Raw genomic sequence first — 26,752 nt, 5'->3', positions numbered from 1 at the left:
AACCTCCTTAGAATTTTTTTATTGGCACCCATGCATCCACGTATCTAATGACACCCTGCAAGTCTTGTCGTAATACATCTTTATAACTCGCAACTGCCCATCGATTTTTAATGTCACGATGCAATTGTCTGAATAATTCTGCACGCTCAGACTTTATTGGCTCGATAATGCAAACCCTTTGATTAATAGCTTGTTGCAATCGACGTTGCTCACCGCTAAATAATGTGATTTGCTTGTCCAATTTGCGCTCTACCGTTTCAATCTTTGATTCAAGTTCTGGAACACGAGTCATCATTTCCGCGGTCTGTTGCAAGGCAACTGCCATTGCTTGATTAGGTGTTAAAGTTGGGACTGAGTACGTACCAGTTCTACGAATAGCTGGAAGAATTTCATCAGCAACCTTGGATTGAAAAGATATAGCTGCTTCTGATTCGCCTTTCATAGACAACCGATAAAACACATTTTCAGGTACAAAATCTTTCCCCACCAATTGGGGAAATCCCATGTCAGCAAGGTAACCATGAACTCGTTCCCAACGAACATATTCATATTCTTTTTTTCTTTGAATGAATCCTAAGCCACGGGCCAAGTCTTCCAAATGCAATTGAGCTGTTCCTTTATCATCGATATAACCTCTGACACCTTGAATTGTTATTAATTGATTCACGCTGTCGCTCCTTTCATACACTTTAGTTCCTGTTCTTCCATCCATTTATCTAGTGCTGATACTCTAAATCTGATTATTTGTCTCGTTGAACGTTCAGACCCAGCACGATAATGAGGTATCACACCTTCCTTACACATTAGATATAGAATATCTTCTGACACATCTATGTACTTTGCTGCTTGAGCAACTGTCATTCGTCGCTGATCTAGGATTTTTGGGATTTCTTGATTGATTGCTTCACGAAGTTCATTTAAAAGCACTTCTTTAATTTCGCTAATGAAGTCATTTGAATTTTTAGTAACTGTCATTTGTATCCCTCCTGTTTTATCCTGCAACTTTAATGAGGTTATAAAGGTCTTCAGGTATTGTTTCTTTAGCAGCGGCGATTCTTAGTTGAGATTCATCAATCTCTAATATTTGAGCGAGAACCTTGTTAACATTATCTTTTGCTGGCGGGATTTTTCCGTTCTTCAATTTACATACAATCGCTCTATCGATGGTGACTCCTTTCTTGTCCATTCGTCTGCATATTTGAGCAAGGGAAAGGTCCGCTTTTTCGATACCGAGTTTCAAAAGTTCATGGTATTTCATAATGAAATCACCTCCTATCTTTTTAAAAAAAATTACATGTGACTCAATATTCACTGTTGATTTTTTAGTCACATTCTGTTGACGATTTAATATTATCAACGAATTTTGTCGTAGTCAATGAATTTTTGATCACATACCCAAAAAACTGTTGAATAAAAAATCAACAGTGTGTTAAAATACAGATTGTAAGATCTAAATAGGTAGAGGAGAAATGAAGATGAATTATCCAGCTCTTGTTGATGAATACATCAAGAAAAGTGGTCTTAGTCTTGCTGAAATAACAAAGAGGATGCACGAGTTAAAGGGGATCAAGATTGATAGATCTTATATTTCTAAATTACGGAAAGATCCTAAGTACCCCGCATCAGAAGAAATAAACAGAGCATTAGCAGAAATTACAGGTGGAGATGTTGAGGCACTCGTTATGGCTGGTTATTTAGAAAAGGCGCCTGAAAAGATAAAAGAGTCCATCAATAAAGCATCTCTACTAGAAAAATTATTTTCTTACTTGTTAGCTAAGCACCCGCTTCAAGTGGAAGTCATAGGAGAGAATGAAAATTCAGATAATGATGAGGCTATAGAATACTTTAATTCACCTGAATTTTTATTGAGCCTAAACGAAGAAGAACTTAAACAAATATTAGGTGATCTACTAGAAAACATGTCAGAAAACGATCCGAAAGATTTTCAATCATTCATATACAGCCTAAATGATGATAAAAATTCTTATGTAAAAGAGAGGTCATCTATTTATTCAACGGACAATATGAGACGCGTTCCAGTATTGGGTCAGATTGCCGCTGGAATTCCAATAGATAGGCAAGAGTATTGTGAAGGATATACGCTCGTCGACCCTGCAACACTGCATGGTAAAGAAGCTTTCGCACTTCGAGTCAAAGGCGACAGCATGATTGGGGATCGTATATATGATGGGGATTTAGTTATTGTTACGAGACAAGATGAAGTGTTTTCAAGCGACATTGCCGTAGTAGCAGTCAATGGAGATTTTGCCACATTAAAAAGGGTAAAGTATTACGATGATAAATGCATGTTAATACCCTCTAACCCTTCGATGGAGCCTCAATTAATTCCAGCAAAAGACGTGAAGATAATTGGCAAAGTAGTGGAAGTTAAGTTTTGGCCAAAATAATTAGGAGGTCCGATTAATATGGCTAGCTATCAGAAACGCGGTAAAAACTCTTATCTTTTAGTAGTTGAAGCAGGATACAATCCAGATGGTAGCAGGATCAAGAAGACGAAAACTATTAGAATCGACGACTCACTTCTCAAAACCCAAAAAAAGATAAATAATTATCTGGATGAGGAACTAATAAAATTCAAAATTGAAGTTGAGACGGGGAATTATATTTCTCTGGAGAAGATGTCTTTCAAAGCATTCGTAGAGGAATGGAGAACAAAGTTTGTCGAGAAAGATTTAGAGGCAACAACAATTGAAAATTATAACTTCCAAGTAAAACGCCATATCCTCCCCTATTTCGGCCATATGAGTTTGGATAAGATTAAGACAATGCATATTGTTAATTATATGCAAAAACTCTCAGAAGAAGGGTCTAGATTGGATGGAGGAACACTTGGGCAAGCCTCATTAGTCTATAATTATAGGGTTCTAAAAAGCATCTTCACCAAAGCAGTTAATTGGAAAGTTATACCTAAGAACCCGATGGAAGGTGTATCGAAACCAAAAGAAACCACAAAGGAAATGGAAGTTTATAGTGAAGAGGAAGTTGAATTGCTTCTCAAATTATTAGAGAAGGAAAATGCAAAGTTTAGGATATTGATAATTCTTGCATTAACAACTGGAATGCGTCGGGGAGAATTATTAGGATTGGAAGAAAAACATATCGATTTAGATAATGAGATTATTCACATAAAACAGAGCATTCCTAAATTTGTAAATAGAGAAGCAGTTATTAAATCACCTAAAACAAAAGGATCTGTAAGAAAGGTTGTTATCCCTTCGAGTATCATCGATGAATTAAGAACATATATTTCGGAGTTAAAAAAACAAAGATTAAAAAGCGAGGAACCTTGGCTGGGTGGAGATCACTTCTTTCTATTTTCACAACCCAACGGAAAGCCTATCTATCCTAAAACACTTGGAGAAATGTGGAGATCATTTCACAAACGAAATCCTAAATTAAAATATATCCGTTTTCACGATCTCCGACATACTGCTGCGACTTTATTAATAAACAAAGGCGTACATGCTAAAATTATTTCCAACCGCTTAGGACACTCCAAGATCACAACCACAATGAATGTATATGGTCACGTCATCGAATCTGCTGACCGCTCAGCCGCTGAGAAATTAAATGCAATATTTCAAGATAATTCTAAGTCTTCTCGTACAGAGGCGAACTAAATCAAAATTGATGAGTTGTTGACGAGTTGTTGACCAACTACGTCAACAATCAACCGAAACCATCCGACTGTATCGAAATGTTTTTATAAAAAAGCCGTAATATCAACGTTTTTTTATGACTCATCCAACTGTGTCGAAATAGAAACCATCCTCTCCCATGATGGAGCTCTCGCAAGAGGGCTCCAGAATAATCGATAACCCTCCCGTAATCGAAGGGTTTTCAAATAACAAAGAGCCTCGGGATTCCCCTGAGGCTCTTTACTATTATGATGGCTGTAACCCCTTCAGACGATATATTGGTTTGTTCTCAATAACACGGATCGGTTTGGTCCATTCTTCCGTTTCCGGCGTTGTATTTAATGCATCTTCGACGGCTTGCAGCTTCGCATCGAGCTGATCGATGTAATGAAGCGCCACAGCTTCCGGAAGCTGTGGTTGAACAGGACTTCCCCACTCCCCTAAATTGTGATGGGATAATACCAAATGCTGGAGCGCGATCACTTTTTCGTTCGTCAGAGACAGCTGTAAATGAATGGCTGCTTCCGTAATCCAACCGTATGCTAATGCTAAATGACCTAACAATTTGCCGGATACACTATAATCGGACACGATGCCTAACTCTGCAATCATTTCTTCCGGCTTCGCAATATCATGAAGAATAATGCCTGCCTTCACAAGGTCTGGATTCAAATACGGTCGTTGCCCACAGATGAACTCTCCCATTTCGAGCATCCGATTCATATGATAGGCTAGTCCCGCAAAATACGCATGATGATTCGATTTCGCAGCCGGGTAATGAGTTAGCTTGTCCCCTGATTTCCCTACACAGAATGCAACAACTCGGCGTATATCCTCATCCTTAATACTTGCCGTTACCTCATGAATTCGCTCGATCAACTCTTCCGCGGGAACCGGGGCTGCCCGGATAAAATCCGTCAATTGCACGCCGTCTTCCTCCGTAGCCACTCGAATTTTCTCAACTTTAAATTGCAATCTTTCATTGTAACTCTGCACAATCCCTTTAACCTTCACCAATTGTCGCGGGAAAAACGTCTCTTTATCTGTCGGCGTCACGTCCCAGAATTTTGCGGGAATGTCGCCGCTCTGATCCGATAGCACCATATCAAAATAATCCTTCGGCGTTGTGGAGCGCGTCTGTTTTACTTCCGCTTCCTTTAGCAAATAGAATTCTGTAATTTCATCGCCAACAACCATATTACGAATGGAAGTCATTCGAACACCTCTTTTTTTATCTTATTTTAAGGTTCGGATAATGTTCTATTAATATTCCACCACTATACTAAGGTCAGTCAAGAGAACACATCACATTTGCCCCCCAACAATAATTAATATAGATTGCATTGCTACAAGCAAAAGCCCAAGGACCCTCTGGGCTTTTTTGCTTTTCATCGACTTACTTAAGCACCTTCTCATAGCACATACTATATGGATCGTCGACATATTCTCCGAAAGGCTCGATTTCTTCATAGCCATGTTTGAGATAGAAACGGATCGCCTCAGGTTGTAATTCCCATTTTCAACCGGATATCTTTGCTGTAAATCGGCATCCAGCCGATCGATTAGCTCTTTTAAATCGATATTTGACGACTCAACCGCCAATAAACGAATCTCTCCCATTTCTATATATCTCCTCTTGTTCCAACCTTCTCATCCCGCTCCATCTGTATGTATATCCCCTTTCCAACATTATATCATTGCGTCTAAGCACTGTAATCAGCGGAATAAGGGGGGGTTATCGAATTCTATTCACTTTGCAGCAGGTTGAAATAATTGCGGGAGATGTTCATTGTTGAACGATATAGAAATAGGAGCACAACATAAATATGCCTCCAGCCAATCCGATTACCGCGAAAAGCCTCTTCATTCCTTCTCCACCTTCATTTTCCAAATGTTCCACGCCTGCAAATATTCTTCTAAATCTTGCGGATGATGGACGATACAGGTAGCCATTCGAAAATAAAGCCCAATCAACACGTCAGCATACAATGTACTTAGGTGATACAATCCTCCATCCATTGACTTTACCGCATGCTCTATCGTCTCCGGTTCGAGGGAATCTGGTGAGGAACAGAACGCATAAATCAGATCATATAGCGGTTCTCCTATCGTTGGGATTGGATCGATCACACCTGTAACCTGTTCCTGCTCGAAAATGAAATTATGTACCCCGCAATCCCCGTGCAGCAGATATTTTCGGCCACTTTCCGGTGTGTTCCGAATGAGCTGTTCTACGAACTTGTGATCTTCCGCAGACAATACACGCTCCAACGTCTCTTGCGCCCAACCATAACGCAGAAGCAAGAAATCTTGCCATGTGGGTGAAGGCTTGTCTTGGTATCCGTACCCCTCAGCACTTGGATCCTCTTTCGTATGATTGATCAGCTGAGTTACCAGCCTATGCAGCATGGCCTTTTTATGCTTCCTGGGATATGTCGCCTCTCCCGTCTGATAGGTATAGACAAAATATTCATAGTTCTCGTGAACCTGGATCATTTGCGCAAATAACGGGATCGACTTGTAGAACTTCAAGTATTCGGATTCTAACCTGACCGTAAGCGGATCATTCATCTTCACTATAAGCTTCGGCTGCTGATTCTCTCGAAGGGCATAGACCGTGCTTAACGTCCCACCACTCAGCGGTATCCAATCATCTATACGATGATCAATGATTCCACGCTGTCGTAATTCTACGAAAATCTCTTCGATCTGCATCGTCTAACGCCTCCTTACATATACCTATTCTCGTAGACGACCCACACCCTTTCAAAGATTCCAACATATTCTATGATATCAGCCTTGCAGAGAAAGGGGGGCGCCTTCATGTCTTCGATTCGGAACTATAAAAAAAGTAAAAAATATATAAATAAAAATGTCCAGATCAAAACGAAACAAGGTATCACTTATCGCGGTAAAATTGTAAAGGTTAGTAAAAATAAAGTATATCTCAAAGTATCTTACGTCAATACGGGCAAAAAAGCTCATGTATCGTTTTTCCCATTCATATTGCCGCTCGTTCTATTTGATCTACTCGTTATTGTGTTACTAGACACAAGACGAAGAGCATTCTTTTAATACGATATGACGATAGCCTCCCAGGCATGATTCTTGGGAGGATTTTGTTTTTTGATCAACTTTCGAACGGAAAATAGAACAAAATCGGCTGCCTTTAAGGGCAGCCGTTTTCTAATTATAGCGTTATTTGCGAACGGAGAGAATGAACTTCTCCAGTGCTCCTGTATCGGTAATGCTCTGATTACATCCATGGTTCTCCATACATACGTATTGACCTACGGCACAATAATCATCAGGTGAAGCGTTCGCAGGCTTGGTCTTGACCGAGAAGAATGCAAGCTCTTGAGGCCGATTACAGAACAGGCAATACCCTTTCTTGTTGGTCGGCGTGATTCTTCCCTCGATGCCGATGAACTGTCCTTCGAACGGATATACAATAAATAATTTGTTCGTGGCAATATCTACCCAGCTCAGATACGTCACATATCGAAAGTCGATGGATGATAGATCAGGCGCTTTTAGCTTTTTATGCTTAGGGAATAGCTTCTGAATCTGTTTCAGCGTAATCGGCGGATATGACGCTAGGTATGGTTCTAATGCGCCAAGATATCTCTGAAAATCATATGCCGTCTCGAAGGTCGATATTTGTTCCAGCATCTGCTGCTGATCCTCTGTAAGATAAGGAAATGCTTCAGTAATGATCGCTGCAGCACGATATCTTACGGTCTCCAAGACGCTCCGATCCGCGACGGTTCGCAGTGTATTCTGAAGGAATTCCGATTGTTTCTTAATGACGTTATATTGATGGTTTCTAATAAATGGTGTATTCATAGCTCTTCAGCCCCTTATTTGTTATGAAAGATCATAAGGTGCAAAGCCCACTATTAGAAACGATAAAGTTAAGTTTGGGCGATCGAATCTCTTCTATCGCACCTCACGCAAAGTATCGCCCTAGTTTAGGCTTTGCATGAGGACTTCCTAGCTAATGAGCAATTCTGCATTGCCATCTGCACCACCCCCAATCATATATCTTCCGAAAATTATAGCAGAAAATCCCAGAAGGCGCAATTTATCTCGGGTGGATGGATCACCCGAAGCAAGACACCATCCGCCATGATAAAACCCAGCACCACGCATCTTACAAAATGCGGAACTGGGTTTAAGTGTGCATGATTATGTCTCGAAGGTTATAATGACACGGCGGCCTGACTCAGAAGCGATGCCAACTGATCCGCATCAACCGTTTGCCCTTGGCGCAGCTTGATCGTCTTTCTCTCCGGTGGCCCATCAAATATACCCTCAGGCAGTGTTAGCTCCGCTGCATTAAAGATCGTAAAACTTACCGCGTCCTTCGACGTTGATATGACTGCGGCATACTTTCCATTTTTCAGAAAATGAGGTTTCTTGTATTGGATGCGCTCTTGCACTTCAGGAATGGCCTGATAAACAACCTGTCGCAGGTTTGTGCTTAACGCCTTCTGCCAGGGTTCCTTCAATGCTTCAATAAAATCCGTGACTTCTTGATTCATATTATCGCTCCTCTTATTAGTTATGGATTTGAATCGCCTTTATGTATACGACGAATGAAGAATGACCAAATCGACAAATCGATTAAGAAATTACAAAAAAATTTTATGTATCGCGAGACTTACATTCCTCAGCACGTCTTAGCAATAATTCCCGTTCACGATCATTAGTCGTAAGCGAGGCAGCTCGTTCGAATTCAATCCGAGCCTCAGCCATTCGCCCGAGCTTCATAAGAAAGTCGCCGCGAACACTCGGCAGAAGATGATATTCATGCAGCGTTGGTTCACTAGCCAATACATCCACAAGTTGAAGCGCAAAAGCAGGTCCGAAGACCATGCCAAGCGCGACGGCGCGGTTCAATTCAACGATGGGTGAAGGCATAACACGTGACAGAGCTTCATACAACGCGGCTATTCGCATCCAATTGGTCTCTGCAGCTGTCCTCGCTTCGGCATGGCAGGCTGAGATTTCAGCTTGCAAAACATAGGGACCGGAAGGCCGTCCTAGACGTTCTGCACGCTTCAACGCGGCGAGTCCGCGACGAATGAGCATCTGATCCCACAAACCACGATTCTGATCCATGAGAAGGATCGGCTCTCCTTGATCATTGACACGGGTACGGAAGCGGGACGATTGAATCTCCATCAATGCCACTAGTCCATGAACTTCCGATTCCGAAGATGCAATTTCTGCGAGAATCCGTCCAAGACGAAGCGCCTCCTGACAGAGCAGCGGACGGATCCAATTCCCGCCAGAGGATGCGGTGTAGCCTTCATTGAACATGAGATAGATCACTTCGAGCACAGATGCCAATCGCTCTTTCAATTCTTCACCTGCCGGAACTTCAAACGACACCTTCGCCGCACTCAGCGACCGCTTCGCTCTGACAATCCGCTGGGCAATGGTTGATTCAGAGGTGATGAAAGCATGCGCAATTTCCTCCGTCGTCAGACCGCCTAGCAGGCGTAATGTTAATGCTACGCGTGCATCTTTTGATAAAACAGGATGGCAAGTCATGAAAATCAAACGCAGGAGATCGTCACCAATCTCCCCGTCCATAGCCGCATTCACATCCAATTCGGTAAACAATGGGCTGCTGCGACTATATTCTTCATATTTTTGAACCTGCAGCTTATTTCTGCGCAGAAAATCGATCGCACGGCGTTTTGCCGTTGTCATAAGCCATGCCCCTGGCTTATCGGGAATGCCGGTTTCCGGCCATCGTTCCAACGCTATGATCAGCGCATCCTGCGCTAAGTCTTCGGCGAGGCCGACATCCCGAACCATTCGGGTCAAGCCGGCGATCAGCTTCGGAGACTCTATTCGCCAAATGGCGTCGATCGTACGATGCGTTTCGTTCGCCATCACGATTGATTAAGCCTCTTCATTTCTTCGCGCAGCATCGCTTCCTTCACCAACGTCTCCGGATCCTGCATCAAATCCGGTGCTTCGAATACCTGCCGCAGCTCGATTTGCCCTTCGCCGAACCCATGAGGATCCGGCATGCGCAGTGCCCATTCGATGGCTTCTTCCCTTGACTTCACCTCAATGAGTGTATAGCCCGCGATAATTTCTTTTGACTCCGTAAAAGGTCCATCGACAATCTTCGGCTTCCCTTTGGGCTCGGGATAGGAAATTCGAATCCCGTTTGAGCTTGCGTGTAACCCGTCTGCCGCGAGCAGCACCCCCGCCTTGACCAACTCTTCATTGTACCGCTGCATCGCCTCAATAAGCTCTTGGCTCGGCATTACGCCTGCTTCTGAATCTTGGGTTGCTTTGACGACCATCATAAATCTCATTTTGAAACCTCTCCTTTAGGAAATGTAGTATATACAGACAACGAATAAGAATGAAGCAATTCGACATCCAGAAGCAAATGTTTGTTAAAAAGTTATGCGATCTAGAACAGGCTATACAGGTAATATAAACCAAAAAAACGCTAGCGACTATATGCAAAAAAAGGCCACGAAACGTGACCTCGAAGAATATATTATGTTTAGATCAATTCTTTTAAATAATGTTTGAACGCTTCTCCTTCTATGATGATCACCGTCATACCTGCTTCACTTTTCGTCTCATGCCACTCCCCGCGTTCCCAGAATACTGCAAACCCGGAGTAGACTTTGGTTTCCTGATTTCCTGCTCCAATTACCATCCCTTCCCCTTGTACGACCAGCATCAATTGATCCACAGGCGCCTCATGACCGCCAATCACGCCCTGTTTACCAATGAACATACACCCCATATGGATTCCATCGTCGGCTTGAGCCACTTTTGTGAATGCAATATTATGACTTTGATATGCAGTAACTTCCCTAGCCACATCGCGATCAAACTGAAAAATTTTCATATTCCATTTCTCTCCATTCACAAATCAAATAAATCCTTCAATAACCATTCATCAATGCCGTCTTTTGAGAGGAACCAAACATTCATCATCCCCGACGGTTTGTAGTATAAATCTTTGTGCTTCAGAACATCTGACATCCCAAATAAGGGTGAGACATTCCGTACCAGAAGGGAAACGGGGTAACTCTGATTATATTTTTTGAACTTTTTCTCTTTTTGTTGGAGCAGGTCATTCAATACTTGAGCAAATTCCTCGAAGCTTTCTTCCCCGTGGTTATTCGGGTTCAGTCTGCCTAAGACTCTCCTTGCTTCCAGGTGATCGTAGAACAAATGCGTTACTTCCACCCCAATCCGATGATGGCGGCCATCCGTTAAGACATAATCCGGGCGCTCTTGACGTTTCCAGATCGATAGCGGTTGAGGATGGTTCAGGTTATAAATATTCAGAAATATGCCGATCGCCGCTGCTTCGAGGGCGGCCTTCTCATCATTATGATTCCTCATATATACTCCCTCCTATAACGCCAGATCTGCTGTCTTTTCACTTGAAGGATGGTAGTTGTATCTTTATCATAGTATAATTATTTCAATTTTTATAGATTTTTATGGATGGATGTATGGTATTTGAACATAAAAAAGATGCACCACGTTTTTTCCTAGCGCGCGATGCATCCCTGTTTATGATTTTGAAATGTTCTGTATTAATGCGACAACCGTCTCAATCGCTTGATCTTTCGCAACTTGGCTCATGTTAGATTGTATCTCGAGTCTACGGGCGGCTAAGGTACGCAACGCTTGGAGGAAGGATTGATCATTCAACTCTTCTTCCAGAAGCACTTCACAATACCCTGATTTGCGAAAAGATTCTGCGTTCAAGATCTGATCCCCACGGCTTGCTTGCCGCGACAATGGAATCAACAGCATCGGCTTACCTAGCGCTAGAAATTCAAAGATGGAGTTCGAGCCTGCTCTGGACACGACCAAATCTGTCATCGCCAGCAGATCAGCCAGCTCCTCTTGTACGTATTCGAACTGAACATATCGAGGATGACGAATGGAATGATCCACTTGATCCTTACCGCAAATATGTATGATTTGATACGACTTCGTCAGTTCGGCTAAGTTGCTTCGAATCGCTTCATTAACTTTTCGTGCGCCTAGACTCCCGCCCATCACCATGATCACAGGAATACCCTGCTTAAATTGGCACAAAACCCTTCCGCGTCGCGCATCACCCTGCTGGATCTCTTCACGAATAATCGCTCCGGCATGTACCGCTTTATCCCCGCCAATGTATTGCGCAGTCTCCGAAAACGTGAGACAAATTCGGGTTGCAAACCGAATGGCAATTCGATTGGCCAGCCCCGGCGTGAGATCCGATTCATGAATGATGACCGGCACTCGATTCATCCACGCGCCTAATACGACCGGAACCGATACGAACCCGCCTTTGGAAAAGACGATGTCAGGTCGAATCGTGCGAATGTTGCGGTAAGCCTGGAACACCCCTTTGACCACCCGAAAAGGATCTTTGATATTCTCCAGATCCACGTACCTGCGTAACTTCCCTGTCGAAATTCCGAAGTATTTCACGTCAGGCACGTTACGAATCAATTGCGCCTCAATCCCTTTTTGCGAGCCCATATATGTAATATCCCAACCCAGCTTCTTCAGCTTAGGAATGAGTGCTAAATTCACCGTCACATGCCCTGCCGATCCGCCGCCGGTAAATAGTATACGCTGTTGTCCTTTCACGGCTACATCCCCTCAGAAGTTATTCTTCACCCGACAGATTATATCAGAAATGAAGACGAATAATGCATGACAGTGAAATTTATTTCTTGCCCTCGAACGCTGCTCGCAAATTCCTTACCCTTGATAAAACCGACTTGCTGATACACCTTCATCGCTCGTTCATTCCATGACGCAACAACCAATCGAAAGTTCGTATGGCCGTATGTACGCCGAATGAATTCGAGGCTTTCTGTCACAAATTCGGTTCCATTCCCTTGACCTGTCCGGGTCGGCTCTAACCCAAGCCCAATATCTATGTAAGCTTCGTTATCGTAAATCCCGCTCACATACCCCCCAGGAACACGCGCTGACCCTCCCATACAGACAAAACCAATACAAGGATTATCCGCGGTCTCGGCATAAAAGTACTCCCCGTTCATCAGTTCTTCTAAAGTGTCCTCGCTGTCGTCCATACTGTACATGGTGTATGGCGTGGGATAGATCCATGTAGAAATCGCAGCTGCTGCTTCCTCATTCATCGCATGAAACTGATATTTTGGCATGATGAGCTTCCTTTCCCCTGGATATGATGCAAAATAAAGATGATTGTGATTGCTGCACCCCGGATTGAACGATATCCCGCAGGATGGACAGTTATAGTCACAATGTAGATATTCTTCTATCGTTAGTTCCGCGCCGCATCCTCCACACAGAATCGCATGGGTATGCCATTCGTCGGTCGGCCACACCATAGCATCATGGCCTGCAGCTTCCTCGTGGCAATAATAGCATCCATAGTACTTGTTGCAACATTTGAATTTGATCGCAATGACATCTCGATCTTGGTGATAATGTCTACACCGGGTCTGTCCGTCGATTGCTCCCACTACGTGTATCATGGAATAACCTCACTATATAATTTTTCTTTAACGATAACATGTTGAGGGCCCTACATAAATACCTATCGATATGATTTATAGCAACTGTGATGGCTAACGTTTCTTTTGGCTTCATCCCCCATATGCGGCCTGATAGGCAATAAAAAAACCACCTCGCAGCATCTCATAAAGAGATCCTCGGGTGGTTGTCATGTATACGTCAATTCCGTGCAGCTGTAGATACGTGCGTCTGCTTAGCAATACCGTATCCGACCGTCCATGTAATCATCTTGCCTGCAATACTTACCGCAAGAACCGTGTACAGTGTCTCTGCAAGAGGTAAATAAACGAGTGATAATAAGAGGACGAACACGTCCAATACAAAAAACATGGTTCCTACCGTCCAACCTGACCATTTACTTAAGAATAAGGCCAAAATGTCATCTCCGCCTGTTGCTCCGCCAAAACGAATGACAATACCCGCACCAAAGCCGGTAATCACACCCGCTAATATCGCAGCTACAAGCATATGATCTTTCAGGTTAATCACTAACGGTGAAAACTGCTCGAAAATGTCATAAAACACGGAAAGGGATATCGCTGCAATCACGGTATTCAGTAAAAACTTGCGCCCTTTCACAAACATTGCGATGACTAGAATCGGAATATCGAGTGCAATCATCGTAATCGACGGTGACCAGTCAAAGGCGTACTTTCCAAGTAACGCGAGACCAACAAAACCGCCTTCGGCTAAATTGTTCTGAAAATTAATGTGATAATAACAAAATGCCATTAAAAACGTACCGACTAACATCATAGTGACTTGTAACAACTGTTGAATCCGTTCTTCTTTTCTCCTCATTGTCGTTCCCTCTTAACATCATTGGTTTGGGTTTAGCTTTCCAACCAACGATGAGGGACTTCGTCGAGGACTTCATCCTTCGCATCATTACACGCTTCTCTCATAGTTGGTTGGTTAATCGAACATGTCGACGTGCAAACATCCAACTATGACGCTAAGTGTAGGAGAGATCATAACGTTTCCAGACTGTCCTTGGGGAATTCGTCCTTCGGGGACACATGGTATCCTGATCCTTTCTGTTTTGAATTTTGAACTTTTTCTGAACTAAGTATACCACAAATTCAACATTGGCTAAAGTTCAAATTTTCTCACCACATAAGAAAGATAAGTTTTCGGCATACGAAAACAACTTTCTTATTGGCGATAAAACCTACCTTTAAACGCGGTCGCTCATCTTTGAAAGGCCTCGATAGAGGTTTTCTCACAATTCAACCAGTGTGACTTTGTTCACATTACCTTGCATTTTATTGTGCGCGAAATCACATTCATGATCCATACAGGGGACTATACTGAGATTCAGATTAATGTGACATATATCACGAAAAGAGGTCCTTTGTATGTTGAATCAAGCAACGATTGAAATTATTAAATCTACGGTACCCGTCCTAGAAGTCCATGGTACCGCTATAACCAAACGATTCTATGAAATGTTATTCACGAGCCATCCTGAACTGCTAAATATTTTTAATCATGCGAACCAGCGTCAAGGCAAACAGTCTGGTGCCCTTGCGAATGCCGTCTATGCAGCAGCAGCGAACATCGATCAGCTAGAGAACATTCTTCCGGTTGTCAAACAAATCGCTCATAAGCACCGTGCGCTCGGCATCAAACCCGAACATTATCCTATCGTGGGTGAGAATCTACTCAAGGCCATTAAGGATGTGCTTGGCGACGCGGCTACCGACGATATTATCAATGCATGGGCTGATGCCTATGGCGTCATTGCCGATGCGTTCATCGGTGTAGAAGCGGACATGTATGCCCAAACGGCGGCTCAACCGGGTGGTTGGGACGGCTTCCGTAAATTCGTTGTTACCCGTAAAGATCAAGAAAGCAGTGCCATTTCGTCTTTCTATTTAAAGCCTGCGGATGGTCAAGCCATCGCTGCATTCCTTCCAGGACAATATATTACCGTGCGTGCAACGGTTAAAGGCAGAACGAATACGCATCTTCGTCATTACAGCCTTTCCGATGCCCCGAACTCGGATTACTATCGCATCACCGTCAAAAGAGAAGCAGGCAACGATGCACAACCTGCTGGTGTGGTGTCGAACTATTTGCATGATCAAGTTCATGAGGGCGATGTACTCGAGATCAGTGCTCCCGCGGGTGATTTCACACTGGATCCAGCCGTACCAAGCCAAGCTCCCGTCGTACTAATCAGTGGAGGTGTAGGGCTTACCCCTACGATCAGCATGTTGAATACGCTTGTGGGTAAGCAACCTGAACGCCCCGTTACTTTTATACATGCTGCGATCCACAGCGGATTCCATGCGCTGCGTGACCATGTTAAGGATATAGCCGAACAGCATCCGCAGGTTACTTCGTATGTATGTTACGAGTCTCCTCTCGCGGGCGACACCTGTGACCACACAGGTTATATTGATCTCCAATGGCTTCAATCCGTATTACCTGAAGAGACGGCTCGTACGGCTGACTTCTACTTCTGCGGCCCAACACCATTTATGAAAACCGTTCTTCAGGCATTGAAACAAAACGGTGTCGCAGCTGATCGTATTCATTATGAATTTTTTGGTCCTGCAGGCAGCTTAGAAGCTTAGACGTTTGCTCCATGGATTCAGGTGATCATGTAAAAGTGAAAAAGGTGGGCAAGGACAACTTGCTCCACCTTTTTTCTGTTGTACTCCAACGTGCGAAAACTCGAAAAGCAAAGTTCTAATGCATTTGATTACGAAATAGGATAAAGAGGCAGCAAAAGATATAGCTCAAAAGTTAAAGCGTTTAAATTAAGGGCTTTTGAAAGGAGTGAAATGCATTTAGTTAGGATGAAGCTTTACATGAGGGAACCTGTCGGCCAAAAGTTAAAGCGCTTGTATTTTATGCGTATCCATTACATTCATTTAGGAGGGAATTATTGATGACACATGCTAAACCCATCAGAAATAAGACGAAATTATTTGTTTTAACATTGCTTAGTTTTGCAGTTCTGACGTCGTTATGGGGGACCGCCCCCTCGCTTCAACCCAAGGTTCATGGAGCAAGCTCTCCCGACGCTAATTTCCCGCCGTCTATACTTCAGTTCCTAAAAACCAATACGGGTCTTGATGGAGAGCAGTGGAATAACATTATGAAGCTCGTCAATAAACCGGAGCAAGACACTCTGAATTGGACTAAATTCTATGGATATTGCGAGGACATTACGGATGACCGCGGATATACCATCGGTATATTCGGCGCGACTACAGGGGGACCGAACGATACGGGACCAGATGGTCCTGCCCTATTCAAGGAATACGATGCGGTTAGCGGAGCGAGTAAACCTAGCGTTGAGGGCGGTCTGGCACGCATAGGCGTCCATGGTACGATGAAGGGATCTATCTTGAACATAACAGATAGTTCAAAGGTTTTCTGCGGCAAAATCAACGGTCTCCAGAACAACGCAGCTTGGAGAGAAGCGATGTGGCGTACGTTTTACAATGTCTATATCAAATACAGCGTACAGCAAGCTAAACAGCGCGGTTTCAGTACCGCGCTAACCATCGGATCTTTTGTGGATACGGCTCTTAATCAGGGAGCTACAGGAGATTCAGGAAGCTTAGAAGGTGTTCTTTCACGGTCCGGCAGCAGTAAAGATGAGAAGACATTCATGACGAATTTCTACGCCAAACGTACCCTGATCGTGGATACGAACGACTACAACCAACCGCCCAATGGGAAAAATCGCGTGAAGCAATGGAGCTCGCTTTTGAGTATGGGCGAGACCGATCTCAAGAACGCTGATGCCGCCATTATTAGTGTCACGAATTGGATCATGAAGTAGATCCGAAGAAAAAGGGGCTCTCCATCCGGTCATTTCAGACCTTTGGAAAGCCCCTTTATCCTATTAACCTTGGCGAAGGAGTCGGTTTACCGTCTCGCGTCGAACTCCGATCAATTGCCCGATTTCCTCTTGCGTCAGTAAATCCGTTAATACGTTATTTCCCGAATAGCTATACATCCATTGCTTCAACAATTCCAATCGCTCACCCGGCGAACCGATCGTCAAATGATCGATACGCTGCTGCATAAATCGAAGCTTCTCCTGCAGCATCTTGGCAATCGCAAGTGCTTTGTCCGGATTGTCCTCCAGCTCTTGATACCATGTATGAGCAGAAATGACCTCAACCTCGCCCATCATAAGCGCAGTTGCTGTGCCATGACATTCCTTCGGGGTGATCAGCGAATGATGCGGAACGATCTCGCCGGGATACAAGATATTGAACAGAACAATATTGCCGTTCTCATGCAATCGGGTTACTTTGAAAATCCCGCTTCGAATATGATATAAATTCTCTCCAGGGTCCCCTTGCCGGAATAGAATTTCTCCTTTATGTACGATCATGACGTTCCCCCTACTTATCATTTCTTACTTAAGAATAGCGAACCTCTCCGCTTGTCGCAAACCCTAATCCTAACTTTTTCAATAAATTGCTATTGAAATAAGAATATTTGTTCGGTATTATGTGTATAATAAGAACAGATGTTCTTAATGTGAGATTCGTATTCTAATAATGGGAAGTGTTAACGATGAAATCCATCCCACTGCAGACAGAGGTCGATTTCACACTCGTCAAACAATATGTTATCCTCCCCATCGTACTTGATGTATTGGAGCGAGACATGCAGACGATCGGTACGGCACCGCTTAAAATGCCGATGATTTACGTTCGAAATTTACGCCACGTGCAGAATCAAGTCCATGAAGACTTGGTCCGCATCCGTAAACAGCTCCGCGCTCACGGACTGAAAGTATATGAAGAGAAGCGCACGAAGATTGGTGTGGAGGTCCTCTATATATGCCGTGGTTACCATCATACCTTTTCTATGCTCTGGAGCCTGGTGAAAGCGGAGGTCGAGCGTTATCTAAGCGAATACTTAAATGTCGATTTGAATGAAGAAGTTTAAATGGAACACGGAGAAGCAGCCCTCACGCTATTCGCTGTTCGCTTTTGGCTGCTTCTCGATAGATCCAGTAATCACGATGTGGTCTGTTGCTCTAAGGCACTTGTCTCTTCCTCAATCTGACGGGGGTCTATTCGTTCGAACAGCAGCTCTAATCCTAAGACTTGTCGATCTGATGGAACCGAAACCCATTGCCACACGGGCTCTCCAAGGGAAAGGAAGGTTCTTACCTTGGCGCATGCGAACGGAATAAATGGCTGTAGCAAATGTGCAAGATTAGCAATAATTTGTACGCAGGTATACAGTGTATCCTTGCATGCGTCGCGGTCCTCCTTCACTTGCAGCCATGGCTTTCGTTCGTCAAAATATTTGTTAGCCTGACGTACCGAGGCAAAGATCAGTTCAATGGCCTCTTTCAGGTTTCCTTTCTCAATGAGGGTCCCTGCTAACGTGTACAAACTCTCTAGGTTTTTGCGCCAATCCTCATGCAGAGTTCCTTGCGGCACATAACCGGAGAACGATTTTTCTATGAAAACCAATGTACGGTGTACGAAGTTCCCGAATGCGCCCAGCAGTTCGCCGTTATGGCTATGAATGAACTCTCTCCATGAGAAGTCGGTATCCCGTTTCTCCGGACCGTTTGCAATCAGAAAATAACGAATGGAATCCGGTTGGTATCGACGCAACAAATCGGGAACCCATACCGCCCAATTCCGACTGGTGGAGAATTTCTTGCCCTCTAATGTCATGTACTCACACGATAAGATCTTATCTGGTAAGTGCAAGCCCTCAATGCCCAACAGCAGTGCAGGCCATATCAATGTATGAAAAGGAACATTATCTTTCCCATGAACATAATACGCTGTAATATCTTCATGCGTATTCAACCAAAATGACTCCCAATCTCCGCCTGTTTCTGCTGCCCATTGCTTGCTAGCCGACAAATAGCCGCTAACCGCTTCGATCCACACATAAATTTTCTTATCCTCAAATCCTGCCAAAGGGACATCAACGCCCCACGTCAGGTCTCTCGTCGCTGCACGGTCTTGAAGACCTTCTTCCAGGTAGCGTCTTGTCAATTGAACGGCATTCTCTCTCCACCCCTGCGCTTCAGCAGCATAACCCGCTAATTCCGCTTGAAATTGGGATAGTTCCAGATAGAAGTGCTCCGTTGGGCGTTCCACGGGAGGATTCCCACACAATTTACATGTCTTATCCGTTAAATCTGCTGGATCCAATAACGTCGAACAATAATCACATTGATCCCCTCTTGCTCGATTTCCGCATACGGGACAAGTGCCTTCCACATACCGATCGGGTAAGAACCTTTGGTCGGTTTCACAGTAGGTTTGCTGAAGGGTCTTCTTATACAAATACCCATGATCCAACAGCTTGGTAAAGATGTCCTGAACAACCTCATGATGAAAAGATTGATCTGTACGTGTATACAAATCATAGGAGAATCCCAATTGGTTGAAGCAATCTAGGAATTCCTGATGATACCGATCTGCGATATCTCCTGGCTTAACGCCCTCCTGAATCGCCTGAACCGCCACAGGCGTACCGTGGCAATCACTGCCAGACACATACAACACGTCTTCTCCCTTTGCCCGATAATATCGAGCTAGAACGTCGCCTGGGAGCAGGCTCGCGAGACGCCCCAAATGTAATGAACCGTTCGCATAAGGCCATGCCCCGCCAATAAAAATATGTGCCATCTTCTCCATCCTCCTTTTTTTTTAGACGCAAAAAAACCCTCATCCATAAAGGGACGAGAGTTGTCGCTCACGTGGTACCACCCAAATTCATTCCTGCCTTGCGGCATTCACCTTATCAGGTACGACGCGATAAACGCGTCACGGTAACGGGTGCACGGTTCCGGCGCAGCCTACACCCTCTTAAGGGTTCGATGCGCAGCTCTGAGACCATATTCCCAAGGTTATTCTTTACTCCTTTTCAGCGACCGGAGCTCTCTGTACAAAGTCATCACCAAGGTACTCTTTCTCTTCATTGCTTTTCATATTACATGAAGTTATTGGAGATTATACGCAACCAAATCGTGGAAGTCAAGCGGATAGATCACCATTTAAAATGTTACAAACCCCATGGCTCGCTTCGCTCGAATTAATGTTTCATTCGCGACCTCCGCGGCTCGTATAGCGCCTTTTTTCAGGATGTCATCCAATTCCTGTGAATGAATGATTTCTTTATAGTTCGCTTGTATGGGAACCAGCTTCTGAATAATGACTTCCGCAAGATCTTTCTTAAAAGAACCATAGCCGTGTCCCTCATACCTTCTTTCTATGATATCCACGGAATCGCCCGAGAATACACTATAGATTTCGATGAGATTGCTGACTTCCGGCTTGTGATCCCAGTCATAACGAACGCACATGTCCGAATCTGTGACGGCACGAGATATTTTTTTGCGGATATCATCCGGCGCATATTATCCAGAACAATACAGGATAACGAATACATCCATGGGAAAACATAAGCACGAACTAAATTTCATACATCGAGGTGGCACATCCATGAAGAAGTATCTGGCATTTGCAGCAATGTTGCTCATAACTGGTTGTATGAGTAACAACCAAACGTACAAGAAACAATCAACTCCCCAGCCAACACGTATTGTAACGCATGGTAAATCTACCGTGCATACAACATCTTCAACGCATGCTTCATCCACCCGTACCACGAAGAAAAACAAATCAACCATCAAGACGAGACAAGCACCATCGTATACCTTACCCGACGGTCTCCTTGACATCCGTGTTCCAAGCCAAGGACCTATCGGAGCTCCAAATCAACAGCCCGTACAACAACCAACACAACAGCCTGTTCAACAACCGACAAAACAACCGACACAACAGCCGTCTCCACCCGCACAGCATACAGGGCAACCTGCCAAAGACACGCAAGGGTTCAACCAACAAGTATTGGATTTAGTGAATAAACAACGTCAGAACGCCGGCTTAAAAACGTTAAGCATGGATGACAGTCTATCCCATATGGCACTCGTTAAAGCCCAAGATATGATTAATAACAATTATTTCGATCATAATTCTCCAACCTATGGTTCCCCATTCGATATGATGCAGAAGTTCCAAATCACGTACAGTTACGCAGGCGAAAACATCGCGAAAGGTCAGACCACCGCCGAGCAAGTTATGAACGACTGGATGAACAGCGAGGGGCATCGGGCCAATATTTTAAATAACAACTATACCAAGATCGGTATTGGTTACTACAATGGCGCATGGGTTCAAGAGTTCACAGGTTAATGGATACATGGCGAAGGCACCCGAATTCGGGTGCCTTCATTCATATCAATAGGCTCGTTCGCGAAGCAACTGCATGACACGCTGGCTATTATATTCAGCAATATCACGCGCGAGCCCCTGATTCGGATAACCGCGATGCAACAGCTTAAGTCCTCCGGAAGCACAAGAAATGTGATGATGTAATCGATAGAACTGCATTCGATTCGGATCGAGATCCTCTCGTTTCAAATAGCGATAAAAATCCCCAAAGCGAAACTCTAGAAAGCTATGCTCGTGCTCAATATCATAGAACATGGCTCCCTCGATATCGATCAAGTACGGCTCAAGATTTTCACCCACCATGATATGATCCGGCCCAAGTTCCCCATGAATATAACCATACCGATCACGCGGTTGAATGTTGGACTCCAATTCATATAACCAATCTATCAGACTGCCTTGATGCGTTGAGATGTCGTCCATGTACTGGGATACATAAGATAACTGTGTAAAGGCATTATTCAATTCATGGCGATGGCATGGCGTCACCTCTTTCGTCGAATCGCCCTCCCATTTTCCATACGTCGTACGTGTGATATCATGCATCTTGTAGAGCATCTCCGACAGCCGGTAGAGCACGGTATCACGCTGAATCGAATCCGCGCCAAAATACGCTTCGGCCTTCTTTCCATCAATGTATTCTACAAATGCAAAATCGAAGGGATAACGATCTTGTTCTTTATTTAGAAAGTATAGGGCAGGTGTTCGAATTCCCTGCTCAAGCATGAACGAATTATTTTGTACAAACAGCGTACTCCCGTAGGAACGTTCCTCTTCTTCCGTATCCTCTGTCTCTTCCTGAAAATAACTCATCGTGAGGTCCCATACATAGAGAACACAAATGAAATGATTTGTGAACTCGACTTTGTATACGACCTTTTGCGCACCGCCATGCATTCTGCTCACCCGGTGAATGACGTAATTGGCACCAAATGTATGTTTTGCGTATGTCTGCAAATCAATTGGATCGATATGCTCCTGATATTCCTTCATCGTCACCACTCCATCTCAAAGGTTTTAGCCGGCCGGCAAACCCTAATATACGGAAAAAACAGCCTAAAGTATAGACTGTTTCTGAACGATTTGTTATGATGTTGAATAAGGTCTAGATAAAAATCGGCATACGAAATTCTTTGGAAAAACGTTGTTTTTCAAAGAATTTTTTTGTGGGCTAAAGCTGCTGCGTAAAGTTCTTTAAAAGCTACCGGTTGATGTTGACGCACATATTCCGTGATAAGCTTAGCACACGCATGAATCGAGTTGGTATGCGTATTCACTTCAAGATCATACGTACGGTGTTGATGTACGATATCCCACTGCGCTCTCGCAAGGCCGACAGGTCGGTCCCCCCGATCACGTTCTCTTCGCTCCATCTCATCTAACGGACACCGCACGCCTATGAGAAATGCCGGCGTCTCGTGAAGCAATTGAGCACATTCCGCCGCCCATCCCGACTCCACCAGTACATGATCTACAATCACGTTCTTACCTAACATCGAGAAGGCCTTGATCGTGTGATGGAACAAAGATATCACTGGGGGTTCAATCGTTTCATCGTTCTCGATGCTTCTGATTTCGTCGACAGACACATGCTCCCCATACATACGCAGCAACATCTCATTCACGCCGGCAATCGCATGATCTACGGATACATACATGAAATCCTCTTCACATGTCTGCAATAAGGCCTGAGAAATGCTTGTCTTTCCTGCACTCGATGTTCCGTTCAGAAATATCACGGTTCCTTGTCGCATAAGCTCCCCCTTAAATCATGACTGTTCTCTATCCTACTTCTCGCAGATGCTCTCGTAATAGATCGAGTATCTCTCGTTGTTCATGTCCTATTAATTCTTCCATACGGACCGTTAAGGATGGAATGATCCATCGATCGATTTCCTCATTCGTTAGCATACAATCCTTCATATATGCTTGGAGATAGGTTCGCAGAAACGCATCACGGTACGGACGATGATGGACCCACGTCGGTGCTTGTGGAGGTACGGCAGTAGATTTTAAGATCATGGCGCTTCTAGCCACATCTGCAGCGGCATTGCGATCATGGAAAACCTTAATTACTTCATGACGTCCCCATTCAAAAACAACGGCCGTCTTCCCTTCTCCCATGCGTTCCCCGATGTTCATCTGATTTCTCCTCCTACTCCTTCACCTGATAACTTACAAATGCCAACTGCTTGCTGTCAGGCGACCATGAATTCACGTTAATCGTACCTTGTCCTCCAAAAAGCTGCACCAGTGTACGGTATTCGCCCCCTGTGCTTGCCATCCATCGAATTTCAACGTTCTTATTCGCAGGATGGTCGCCAGGCGCAACATCCCCTTTGCGATAACTAAGGTATGCGACCGCCTCGCCATCTGGAGAAACATGCGGGAACCAGTTATTGCTCTCATCAAAAGTCATCTGCGTCTGCTCGCTGCCATCGGCCCGCATTCTCCACACCTGCATCAATCCTGTACGAACCGAGTTGAACCAAATGTACTGTCCGTCTGGCGAATATTCAGGCCCATCATCCAGTCCCGGAGTATCTGTCAACTGTACCTCTGCGCCGCCACCTACCGGAATCGTATAAATATCATACTGACCCTTCCGCTCTGCACAATAAGCCAATTCGGCACCATTCGGTGACCAACCATGCAAATAGCTAGGAGCCTTCGGCGTAACAAGAACCGGCTCACCGCCCTCTAGCGGCAGAATATAAATACGAGACTTGCCATCTTCTTTCGTATGATGACTAATGGCAATCTGGGAGTTATCAGGGGATAGGACATGATCATTATTACATTGCGTCGCATAATTCGAATCGATTACTGTACTCTCGCTTGTTGCAATATCAAACGAATACAGGCGACCTTGGCTATTATAAATAAGACGCTTGCCATCGCTTGTCCAATTCGGCGCTTCAATCAGGTAATCGAACGTTATTAACGCGGTACGCTCCCCTGTCTGTATATCCACGATTTCTAATGTGCTGTTCACAGTCATCGGTCTTCTCCCCCATCGTTAAGATCTGTTATATCCTTTCGACAGCGGTTTCATATTCCCTCTCCCATAGTCACATTACTTGATGACAATACGCTGATAATGGGAGAAACAGGACCTAGAAATGGTGCAAAGATAGGATTGCTGCCGTGATCAAGCGCAACAACAAATAAACAGCGCAACACCAAGAAAAGCCATTCCAATTACCTGAGATGGCTTTTCGCTTATGAAATTAAATGAATTCCATTCCAGCCACTTTGTTACCGCTGCAGAACTTTTCTCCTCGTTCTAGGCACAATCAGCTTTCTAGTCTTTCTCCGTTTAACAGGCGTGATCTTATTCAACGGGGTCCAAATCATCTTTGTCCGTTTCTTCGTTTTTATTATCTTGCTTCTTCTTGCCAATCGCAATTTACCTAAAGTTGATTTCCGTACTCTTCTTCCTTTCAAGCCAAGAAACCTCGAACCCACGGTCTTGCCTTTACTCTTGCTCTTTGTAATCTTCCGTTTAACCTTATCCTTGACCGAATGCCCGATCGTATGATTCATCCACGGCGTTAGATTGAAGTATTCCTGATACAGATGATAGCCAGGAGAATGAGCATCCCAACCTTTCACTTCGCCTGCAAAATGGATAATTTTATGATTAAGGTCATGATCATTACCTGAGGAGTTAGTGAAATTATAGCGTTCATCCAATGGAAGATAATTCCCGCCGAAACCACTGTTCAATACATCCTGATCTGGCATGGCTGTCATGGGAAAGTTCCGCAAAAAGTTCAGCATATCTTCGTGCCAATTCATTTTTTGGCGGATATTGTCTAATCCAAACAAAATAACCCCAGAATTAAAATAATTCTCTGGATTCAGTCCACAAGCAATAACCATATCCGCTACGCCTTGAACGCCCTGGTCCTGAACTGCGGCTAAATAATAGCTGCCCAAATCGGTTTCCCACAGCTCCTTAATGTCCATGTTAACTAATACATCGCAATCTAGATAAATCACTTTACTTGCCGGTATTAATGTAGGCAGCAGCAAACGGTACATACTAGCCATCGTCCACTTGCCAATCGCGCTAACACCTGCCGAAGCCTCCAAGAAATCAGCAGAAAATGTAATCGGATAAAAATGAATGTCGTGCTTATAGTTTGTTGTTAATTTTACGAGTTTTTGCTTATTTTCTTCGCTTAATGTTTCATCATGCAAAATATGAATATTCATTTGGGATTTCGTGTTGCGGAAGACTGACGAAAGAACGACTGCCGCATGCGCAGCATAGCTTCCATCTATATCATTAAAAGCCAAAGCCAACTCAATCATTCGATAAATCCCCTCTCCATCAAATAATGTTACCGATTTCCGTGTCTCACAATGGCTCCTTATTCTCTCCCAGAAGCTTTATCATTTCATCACGAAGACGCCGTTTCAGATCCTCGCGTAATCCCGTCATTGCCAGGATCGCTTTGACATAGCCCAATGGATCACCCACATCATGCCAACGTCCGTTTACTTCACAAGTGAACACCGCTTGCTTTGTTAGCAACTGGTTCAAAGCGTCCGTCAGTTGGATTTCCCCACCTACGCCCGGTGGCTGATGCTCTAGAATATCGAAGATGGAGGGTGTCAAAATATAGCGGCCTAACATCGCAAGACGTGAAGGCGATTCTTCGACGGTGGGTTTCTCGACTAACCGATCCACATAAGAGAACTTTTCGTTCAAAGGCTTAGCATCAACAATACCGTAGCTAGACACCGCATCCGCTTCAACCGTTTGAACTCCTAGAATTGAGGTTTGAAACCTATCGAAGCCTGCAATGAGCTGCTTCAAGGCCGGCGGATCCGCTTCAAAGAACGTATCTCCAAGCAGCACGGCGAAAGGTTCCTCTCCGATAAACTTCCGTCCAACCCAGATGGCATGCCCAAGTCCTTTGCGCTCGGATTGGCGAATATAATGAATGTCCGCAATCCCTATAAATTCTCTCACCTTGCGAAGTTGCTCAAAGTTTCCCTTTTGTTCCAAGTAGAATTCCAAATCCAGTGCCGAGTCAAAATGATCTTCGATGACCATCTTCCCTTTGCTGGTGACGATCAGAATTTCTTCGATTCCGGAAGCAACAGCTTCTTCGATAATAAATTGTATGGTGGGTTTGTCGATTATCGGCAGCATCTCTTTGGGCATCGCTTTGGTAGCTGGAAGAAACCGTGTCCCGTAACCCGCTGCTGGAATGATCGCTTTACGAATCTTCAAGCGGTCCTCCTCCTTCATTTTCACATAACTCA

At 44.2% G+C, this 26,752-nt stretch carries 31 protein-coding genes and 1 other annotated feature; of the genes, 7 read left to right on the top strand and 24 right to left on the bottom strand.

The window, feature by feature from the left end:
• Positions 1-7: 7 nt before the first annotated feature.
• From BVG16_RS13400 to BVG16_RS13390, 3 genes are read right to left on the bottom strand one after another with little or no spacing between them, the layout of a single operon-like run.
• Positions 8-667, bottom strand: a complete 660-nt coding sequence (locus tag BVG16_RS13400) for an ORF6C domain-containing protein (RefSeq protein ID WP_078499187.1) — start codon at positions 665-667, stop codon at positions 8-10.
• Entirely contained in the window at positions 664-975 is a 312-nt protein-coding gene (locus tag BVG16_RS13395; RefSeq protein ID WP_078499186.1) for a helix-turn-helix domain-containing protein, read from the bottom strand. The genes BVG16_RS13400 and BVG16_RS13395 overlap by 4 nt, the downstream gene beginning before the upstream one ends.
• 16 nt (positions 976-991) lie before the next feature.
• Positions 992-1,258 (bottom strand): hypothetical protein, encoded by a 267-nt coding sequence (locus BVG16_RS13390; protein WP_078499185.1) that lies wholly within the window; start codon positions 1,256-1,258, stop codon positions 992-994.
• A 217-nt stretch (positions 1,259-1,475) separates the two neighbouring features.
• Here BVG16_RS13390 and BVG16_RS13385 point away from each other — a divergent pair, with 217 nt between their 5' ends.
• Both BVG16_RS13385 and BVG16_RS13380 read left to right on the top strand, forming a co-directional pair.
• Entirely contained in the window at positions 1,476-2,408 is a 933-nt protein-coding gene (locus BVG16_RS13385; RefSeq protein ID WP_158081691.1) for a LexA family protein, read from the top strand.
• 18 nt (positions 2,409-2,426) lie between these two features.
• Entirely contained in the window at positions 2,427-3,641 is a 1,215-nt protein-coding gene (locus tag BVG16_RS13380) for a tyrosine-type recombinase/integrase (protein WP_078499183.1), read from the top strand.
• Positions 3,642-3,905: 264 nt separating this feature from the next.
• Here the strand turns inward: BVG16_RS13380 and BVG16_RS13375 are convergent, their stop codons facing one another.
• From BVG16_RS13375 to BVG16_RS13365, 3 genes are all read right to left on the bottom strand, one after another.
• A complete protein-coding gene (locus BVG16_RS13375; RefSeq protein WP_078499182.1) occupies positions 3,906-4,874 on the bottom strand; it encodes a 3'-5' exoribonuclease YhaM family protein in 969 nt (322 codons plus the stop codon).
• 90 nt (positions 4,875-4,964) lie between these two features.
• A complete protein-coding gene (locus BVG16_RS34005; protein WP_078499181.1) occupies positions 4,965-5,279 on the bottom strand; it encodes a hypothetical protein in 315 nt (104 codons plus the stop codon).
• Between the two features lie 243 nt (positions 5,280-5,522).
• Positions 5,523-6,374 carry a phosphotransferase family protein gene (locus tag BVG16_RS13365; protein WP_078499180.1) on the bottom strand — a complete coding sequence of 284 codons (852 nt, stop codon included), beginning with the start codon at positions 6,372-6,374 and terminating at the stop codon, positions 5,523-5,525.
• A 108-nt stretch (positions 6,375-6,482) separates the two neighbouring features.
• Between BVG16_RS13365 and BVG16_RS13360 the strand changes: the two genes are divergently transcribed.
• Positions 6,483-6,734: a hypothetical protein gene (locus tag BVG16_RS13360; RefSeq protein ID WP_078499179.1), complete on the top strand. Its 252-nt coding sequence runs from the start codon at positions 6,483-6,485 to the stop codon at positions 6,732-6,734.
• Between the two features lie 123 nt (positions 6,735-6,857).
• Here BVG16_RS13360 and BVG16_RS13355 read toward each other — a convergent pair whose 3' ends face one another.
• The 9 genes from BVG16_RS13355 to BVG16_RS13310 all read right to left on the bottom strand — a co-directional run bounded on the left by BVG16_RS13355 (position 6,858) and on the right by BVG16_RS13310 (position 14,024).
• On the bottom strand, positions 6,858-7,505 hold the full coding sequence (locus BVG16_RS13355) for a FusB/FusC family EF-G-binding protein (RefSeq protein WP_078499178.1): 648 nt from the start codon (positions 7,503-7,505) through the stop codon (positions 6,858-6,860).
• A gap of 356 nt (positions 7,506-7,861) precedes the next feature.
• Complete coding sequence (locus BVG16_RS13350) at positions 7,862-8,203, bottom strand: DUF1801 domain-containing protein (RefSeq protein WP_078499177.1); 342 nt, start codon at positions 8,201-8,203, stop codon at positions 7,862-7,864.
• Between the two features lie 103 nt (positions 8,204-8,306).
• Positions 8,307-9,566, bottom strand: a complete 1,260-nt coding sequence (locus tag BVG16_RS13345; protein ID WP_078499176.1) for an RNA polymerase sigma factor — start codon at positions 9,564-9,566, stop codon at positions 8,307-8,309.
• Positions 9,566-10,000 carry a YciI family protein gene (locus BVG16_RS13340; protein WP_078499175.1) on the bottom strand — a complete coding sequence of 145 codons (435 nt, stop codon included), beginning with the start codon at positions 9,998-10,000 and terminating at the stop codon, positions 9,566-9,568. Before BVG16_RS13340 ends, BVG16_RS13345 begins: the two co-directional genes overlap by 1 nt.
• 197 nt (positions 10,001-10,197) lie before the next feature.
• On the bottom strand, positions 10,198-10,551 hold the full coding sequence (locus BVG16_RS13335; protein ID WP_078499174.1) for a cupin domain-containing protein: 354 nt from the start codon (positions 10,549-10,551) through the stop codon (positions 10,198-10,200).
• A 17-nt stretch (positions 10,552-10,568) separates the two neighbouring features.
• Complete coding sequence (locus BVG16_RS13330) at positions 10,569-11,054, bottom strand: hypothetical protein (protein WP_078499173.1); 486 nt, start codon at positions 11,052-11,054, stop codon at positions 10,569-10,571.
• Positions 11,055-11,228: 174 nt separating this feature from the next.
• On the bottom strand, positions 11,229-12,305 hold the full coding sequence (locus tag BVG16_RS13325) for an undecaprenyldiphospho-muramoylpentapeptide beta-N-acetylglucosaminyltransferase (RefSeq protein WP_078499172.1): 1,077 nt from the start codon (positions 12,303-12,305) through the stop codon (positions 11,229-11,231).
• A 38-nt stretch (positions 12,306-12,343) separates the two neighbouring features.
• On the bottom strand, positions 12,344-13,183 hold the full coding sequence (locus BVG16_RS33850; RefSeq protein WP_332888781.1) for a GNAT family N-acetyltransferase: 840 nt from the start codon (positions 13,181-13,183) through the stop codon (positions 12,344-12,346).
• Positions 13,184-13,382: 199 nt separating this feature from the next.
• Complete coding sequence (locus BVG16_RS13310; protein ID WP_078499171.1) at positions 13,383-14,024, bottom strand: YitT family protein; 642 nt, start codon at positions 14,022-14,024, stop codon at positions 13,383-13,385.
• Positions 14,025-14,581: 557 nt separating this feature from the next.
• Here BVG16_RS13310 and hmpA point away from each other — a divergent pair.
• Positions 14,582-15,805, top strand: a complete 1,224-nt coding sequence (gene hmpA, locus BVG16_RS13305) for an NO-inducible flavohemoprotein (protein WP_078499170.1) — start codon at positions 14,582-14,584, stop codon at positions 15,803-15,805.
• Between the two features lie 317 nt (positions 15,806-16,122).
• On the top strand, positions 16,123-17,025 hold the full coding sequence (locus BVG16_RS13300) for a chitosanase (RefSeq protein ID WP_078499169.1): 903 nt from the start codon (positions 16,123-16,125) through the stop codon (positions 17,023-17,025).
• Positions 17,026-17,088: 63 nt separating this feature from the next.
• Here the strand turns inward: BVG16_RS13300 and BVG16_RS13295 are convergent, their stop codons facing one another.
• Positions 17,089-17,586 carry a Crp/Fnr family transcriptional regulator gene (locus BVG16_RS13295; protein WP_078499168.1) on the bottom strand — a complete coding sequence of 166 codons (498 nt, stop codon included), beginning with the start codon at positions 17,584-17,586 and terminating at the stop codon, positions 17,089-17,091.
• 185 nt (positions 17,587-17,771) lie between these two features.
• On the opposite strand from BVG16_RS13295, the gene BVG16_RS13290 reads away from it, so the two are divergent.
• Positions 17,772-18,149: a hypothetical protein gene (locus tag BVG16_RS13290; RefSeq protein ID WP_078499167.1), complete on the top strand. Its 378-nt coding sequence runs from the start codon at positions 17,772-17,774 to the stop codon at positions 18,147-18,149.
• Positions 18,150-18,220: 71 nt separating this feature from the next.
• Here BVG16_RS13290 and metG read toward each other — a convergent pair whose 3' ends face one another.
• A complete protein-coding gene (gene metG, locus BVG16_RS13285; RefSeq protein ID WP_078499166.1) occupies positions 18,221-19,864 on the bottom strand; it encodes a methionine--tRNA ligase in 1,644 nt (547 codons plus the stop codon).
• A 46-nt stretch (positions 19,865-19,910) separates the two neighbouring features.
• Positions 19,911-20,166 (bottom strand) — a binding site (T-box leader).
• A gap of 66 nt (positions 20,167-20,232) precedes the next feature.
• A complete protein-coding gene (locus BVG16_RS13280; RefSeq protein ID WP_144027385.1) occupies positions 20,233-20,580 on the bottom strand; it encodes a tryptophan--tRNA ligase in 348 nt (115 codons plus the stop codon).
• Positions 20,581-20,680: 100 nt separating this feature from the next.
• On the opposite strand from BVG16_RS13280, the gene BVG16_RS13275 reads away from it, so the two are divergent.
• Positions 20,681-21,433: a CAP domain-containing protein gene (locus tag BVG16_RS13275; protein WP_078499164.1), complete on the top strand. Its 753-nt coding sequence runs from the start codon at positions 20,681-20,683 to the stop codon at positions 21,431-21,433.
• Positions 21,434-21,478: 45 nt separating this feature from the next.
• Here BVG16_RS13275 and BVG16_RS13270 read toward each other — a convergent pair whose 3' ends face one another.
• The 6 genes from BVG16_RS13270 to galU form a co-directional block, all read right to left on the bottom strand.
• Positions 21,479-22,465, bottom strand: a complete 987-nt coding sequence (locus tag BVG16_RS13270; protein WP_233147029.1) for a phosphotransferase — start codon at positions 22,463-22,465, stop codon at positions 21,479-21,481.
• A 158-nt stretch (positions 22,466-22,623) separates the two neighbouring features.
• Positions 22,624-23,226, bottom strand: a complete 603-nt coding sequence (locus BVG16_RS13265; RefSeq protein WP_078499163.1) for a chloramphenicol phosphotransferase CPT family protein — start codon at positions 23,224-23,226, stop codon at positions 22,624-22,626.
• A 28-nt stretch (positions 23,227-23,254) separates the two neighbouring features.
• On the bottom strand, positions 23,255-23,614 hold the full coding sequence (locus tag BVG16_RS13260) for a hypothetical protein (protein WP_078499162.1): 360 nt from the start codon (positions 23,612-23,614) through the stop codon (positions 23,255-23,257).
• A 13-nt stretch (positions 23,615-23,627) separates the two neighbouring features.
• Entirely contained in the window at positions 23,628-24,473 is an 846-nt protein-coding gene (locus BVG16_RS13255; protein ID WP_078499161.1) for a TolB family protein, read from the bottom strand.
• 257 nt (positions 24,474-24,730) lie between these two features.
• The gene (locus BVG16_RS13250; RefSeq protein ID WP_078499160.1) at positions 24,731-25,792 is read right to left on the bottom strand and encodes a glycosyltransferase family 8 protein; all 1,062 of its coding nucleotides are present in this window, start codon (positions 25,790-25,792) and stop codon (positions 24,731-24,733) included.
• 46 nt (positions 25,793-25,838) lie between these two features.
• On the bottom strand, positions 25,839-26,720 hold the full coding sequence (galU, locus tag BVG16_RS13245; protein ID WP_078499159.1) for a UTP--glucose-1-phosphate uridylyltransferase GalU: 882 nt from the start codon (positions 26,718-26,720) through the stop codon (positions 25,839-25,841).
• Positions 26,721-26,752: the final 32 nt, after the last annotated feature.

Source organism: Paenibacillus selenitireducens (genome assembly GCF_002021565.1).
Classification (GTDB): Bacteria; Bacillota; Bacilli; order Paenibacillales; family Paenibacillaceae; genus Paenibacillus_K; species Paenibacillus_K selenitireducens.
The sequence above is the reverse complement of the archived record's forward strand: the minus strand, read 5'-3'. Positions and strand labels throughout refer to the sequence as shown.

Excerpts from the sequence above, each read along its gene's own strand:
- BVG16_RS13270 (WP_233147029.1), bottom strand. The coding sequence starts at position 22,465 with ATGAAGGAATATCAGGAGCATATCGATCCAATTGATTTGCAGACATAC.
- BVG16_RS13335 (WP_078499174.1), bottom strand. The coding sequence starts at position 10,551 with ATGAAAATTTTTCAGTTTGATCGCGATGTGGCTAGGGAAGTTACTGCA.
- BVG16_RS13340 (WP_078499175.1), bottom strand. The coding sequence starts at position 10,000 with ATGAGATTTATGATGGTCGTCAAAGCAACCCAAGATTCAGAAGCAGGC.
- BVG16_RS13345 (WP_078499176.1), bottom strand. The coding sequence starts at position 9,566 with ATGGCGAACGAAACGCATCGTACGATCGACGCCATTTGGCGAATAGAG.
- BVG16_RS13350 (WP_078499177.1), bottom strand. The coding sequence starts at position 8,203 with ATGAATCAAGAAGTCACGGATTTTATTGAAGCATTGAAGGAACCCTGG.
- BVG16_RS13275 (WP_078499164.1), top strand. The coding sequence starts at position 20,681 with ATGAAGAAGTATCTGGCATTTGCAGCAATGTTGCTCATAACTGGTTGT.
- BVG16_RS34005 (WP_078499181.1), bottom strand. The coding sequence starts at position 5,279 with ATGGGAGAGATTCGTTTATTGGCGGTTGAGTCGTCAAATATCGATTTA.
- BVG16_RS13250 (WP_078499160.1), bottom strand. The coding sequence starts at position 25,792 with ATGATTGAGTTGGCTTTGGCTTTTAATGATATAGATGGAAGCTATGCT.
- BVG16_RS13310 (WP_078499171.1), bottom strand. The coding sequence starts at position 14,024 with ATGAGGAGAAAAGAAGAACGGATTCAACAGTTGTTACAAGTCACTATG.
- BVG16_RS13265 (WP_078499163.1), bottom strand. The coding sequence starts at position 23,226 with ATGCGACAAGGAACCGTGATATTTCTGAACGGAACATCGAGTGCAGGA.
- BVG16_RS13290 (WP_078499167.1), top strand. The coding sequence starts at position 17,772 with ATGAAATCCATCCCACTGCAGACAGAGGTCGATTTCACACTCGTCAAA.
- metG (WP_078499166.1), bottom strand. The coding sequence starts at position 19,864 with ATGGCACATATTTTTATTGGCGGGGCATGGCCTTATGCGAACGGTTCA.
- BVG16_RS13255 (WP_078499161.1), bottom strand. The coding sequence starts at position 24,473 with ATGACTGTGAACAGCACATTAGAAATCGTGGATATACAGACAGGGGAG.
- BVG16_RS13295 (WP_078499168.1), bottom strand. The coding sequence starts at position 17,586 with ATGATCGTACATAAAGGAGAAATTCTATTCCGGCAAGGGGACCCTGGA.
- BVG16_RS33850 (WP_332888781.1), bottom strand. The coding sequence starts at position 13,183 with ATGATACACGTAGTGGGAGCAATCGACGGACAGACCCGGTGTAGACAT.
- BVG16_RS13300 (WP_078499169.1), top strand. The coding sequence starts at position 16,123 with ATGACACATGCTAAACCCATCAGAAATAAGACGAAATTATTTGTTTTA.
- BVG16_RS13375 (WP_078499182.1), bottom strand. The coding sequence starts at position 4,874 with ATGACTTCCATTCGTAATATGGTTGTTGGCGATGAAATTACAGAATTC.
- BVG16_RS13330 (WP_078499173.1), bottom strand. The coding sequence starts at position 11,054 with ATGAGGAATCATAATGATGAGAAGGCCGCCCTCGAAGCAGCGGCGATC.
- BVG16_RS13365 (WP_078499180.1), bottom strand. The coding sequence starts at position 6,374 with ATGCAGATCGAAGAGATTTTCGTAGAATTACGACAGCGTGGAATCATT.
- BVG16_RS13355 (WP_078499178.1), bottom strand. The coding sequence starts at position 7,505 with ATGAATACACCATTTATTAGAAACCATCAATATAACGTCATTAAGAAA.
- hmpA (WP_078499170.1), top strand. The coding sequence starts at position 14,582 with ATGTTGAATCAAGCAACGATTGAAATTATTAAATCTACGGTACCCGTC.
- BVG16_RS13260 (WP_078499162.1), bottom strand. The coding sequence starts at position 23,614 with ATGAACATCGGGGAACGCATGGGAGAAGGGAAGACGGCCGTTGTTTTT.
- BVG16_RS13390 (WP_078499185.1), bottom strand. The coding sequence starts at position 1,258 with ATGAAATACCATGAACTTTTGAAACTCGGTATCGAAAAAGCGGACCTT.
- BVG16_RS13395 (WP_078499186.1), bottom strand. The coding sequence starts at position 975 with ATGACAGTTACTAAAAATTCAAATGACTTCATTAGCGAAATTAAAGAA.
- BVG16_RS13380 (WP_078499183.1), top strand. The coding sequence starts at position 2,427 with ATGGCTAGCTATCAGAAACGCGGTAAAAACTCTTATCTTTTAGTAGTT.
- BVG16_RS13385 (WP_158081691.1), top strand. The coding sequence starts at position 1,476 with ATGAATTATCCAGCTCTTGTTGATGAATACATCAAGAAAAGTGGTCTT.
- BVG16_RS13360 (WP_078499179.1), top strand. The coding sequence starts at position 6,483 with ATGTCTTCGATTCGGAACTATAAAAAAAGTAAAAAATATATAAATAAA.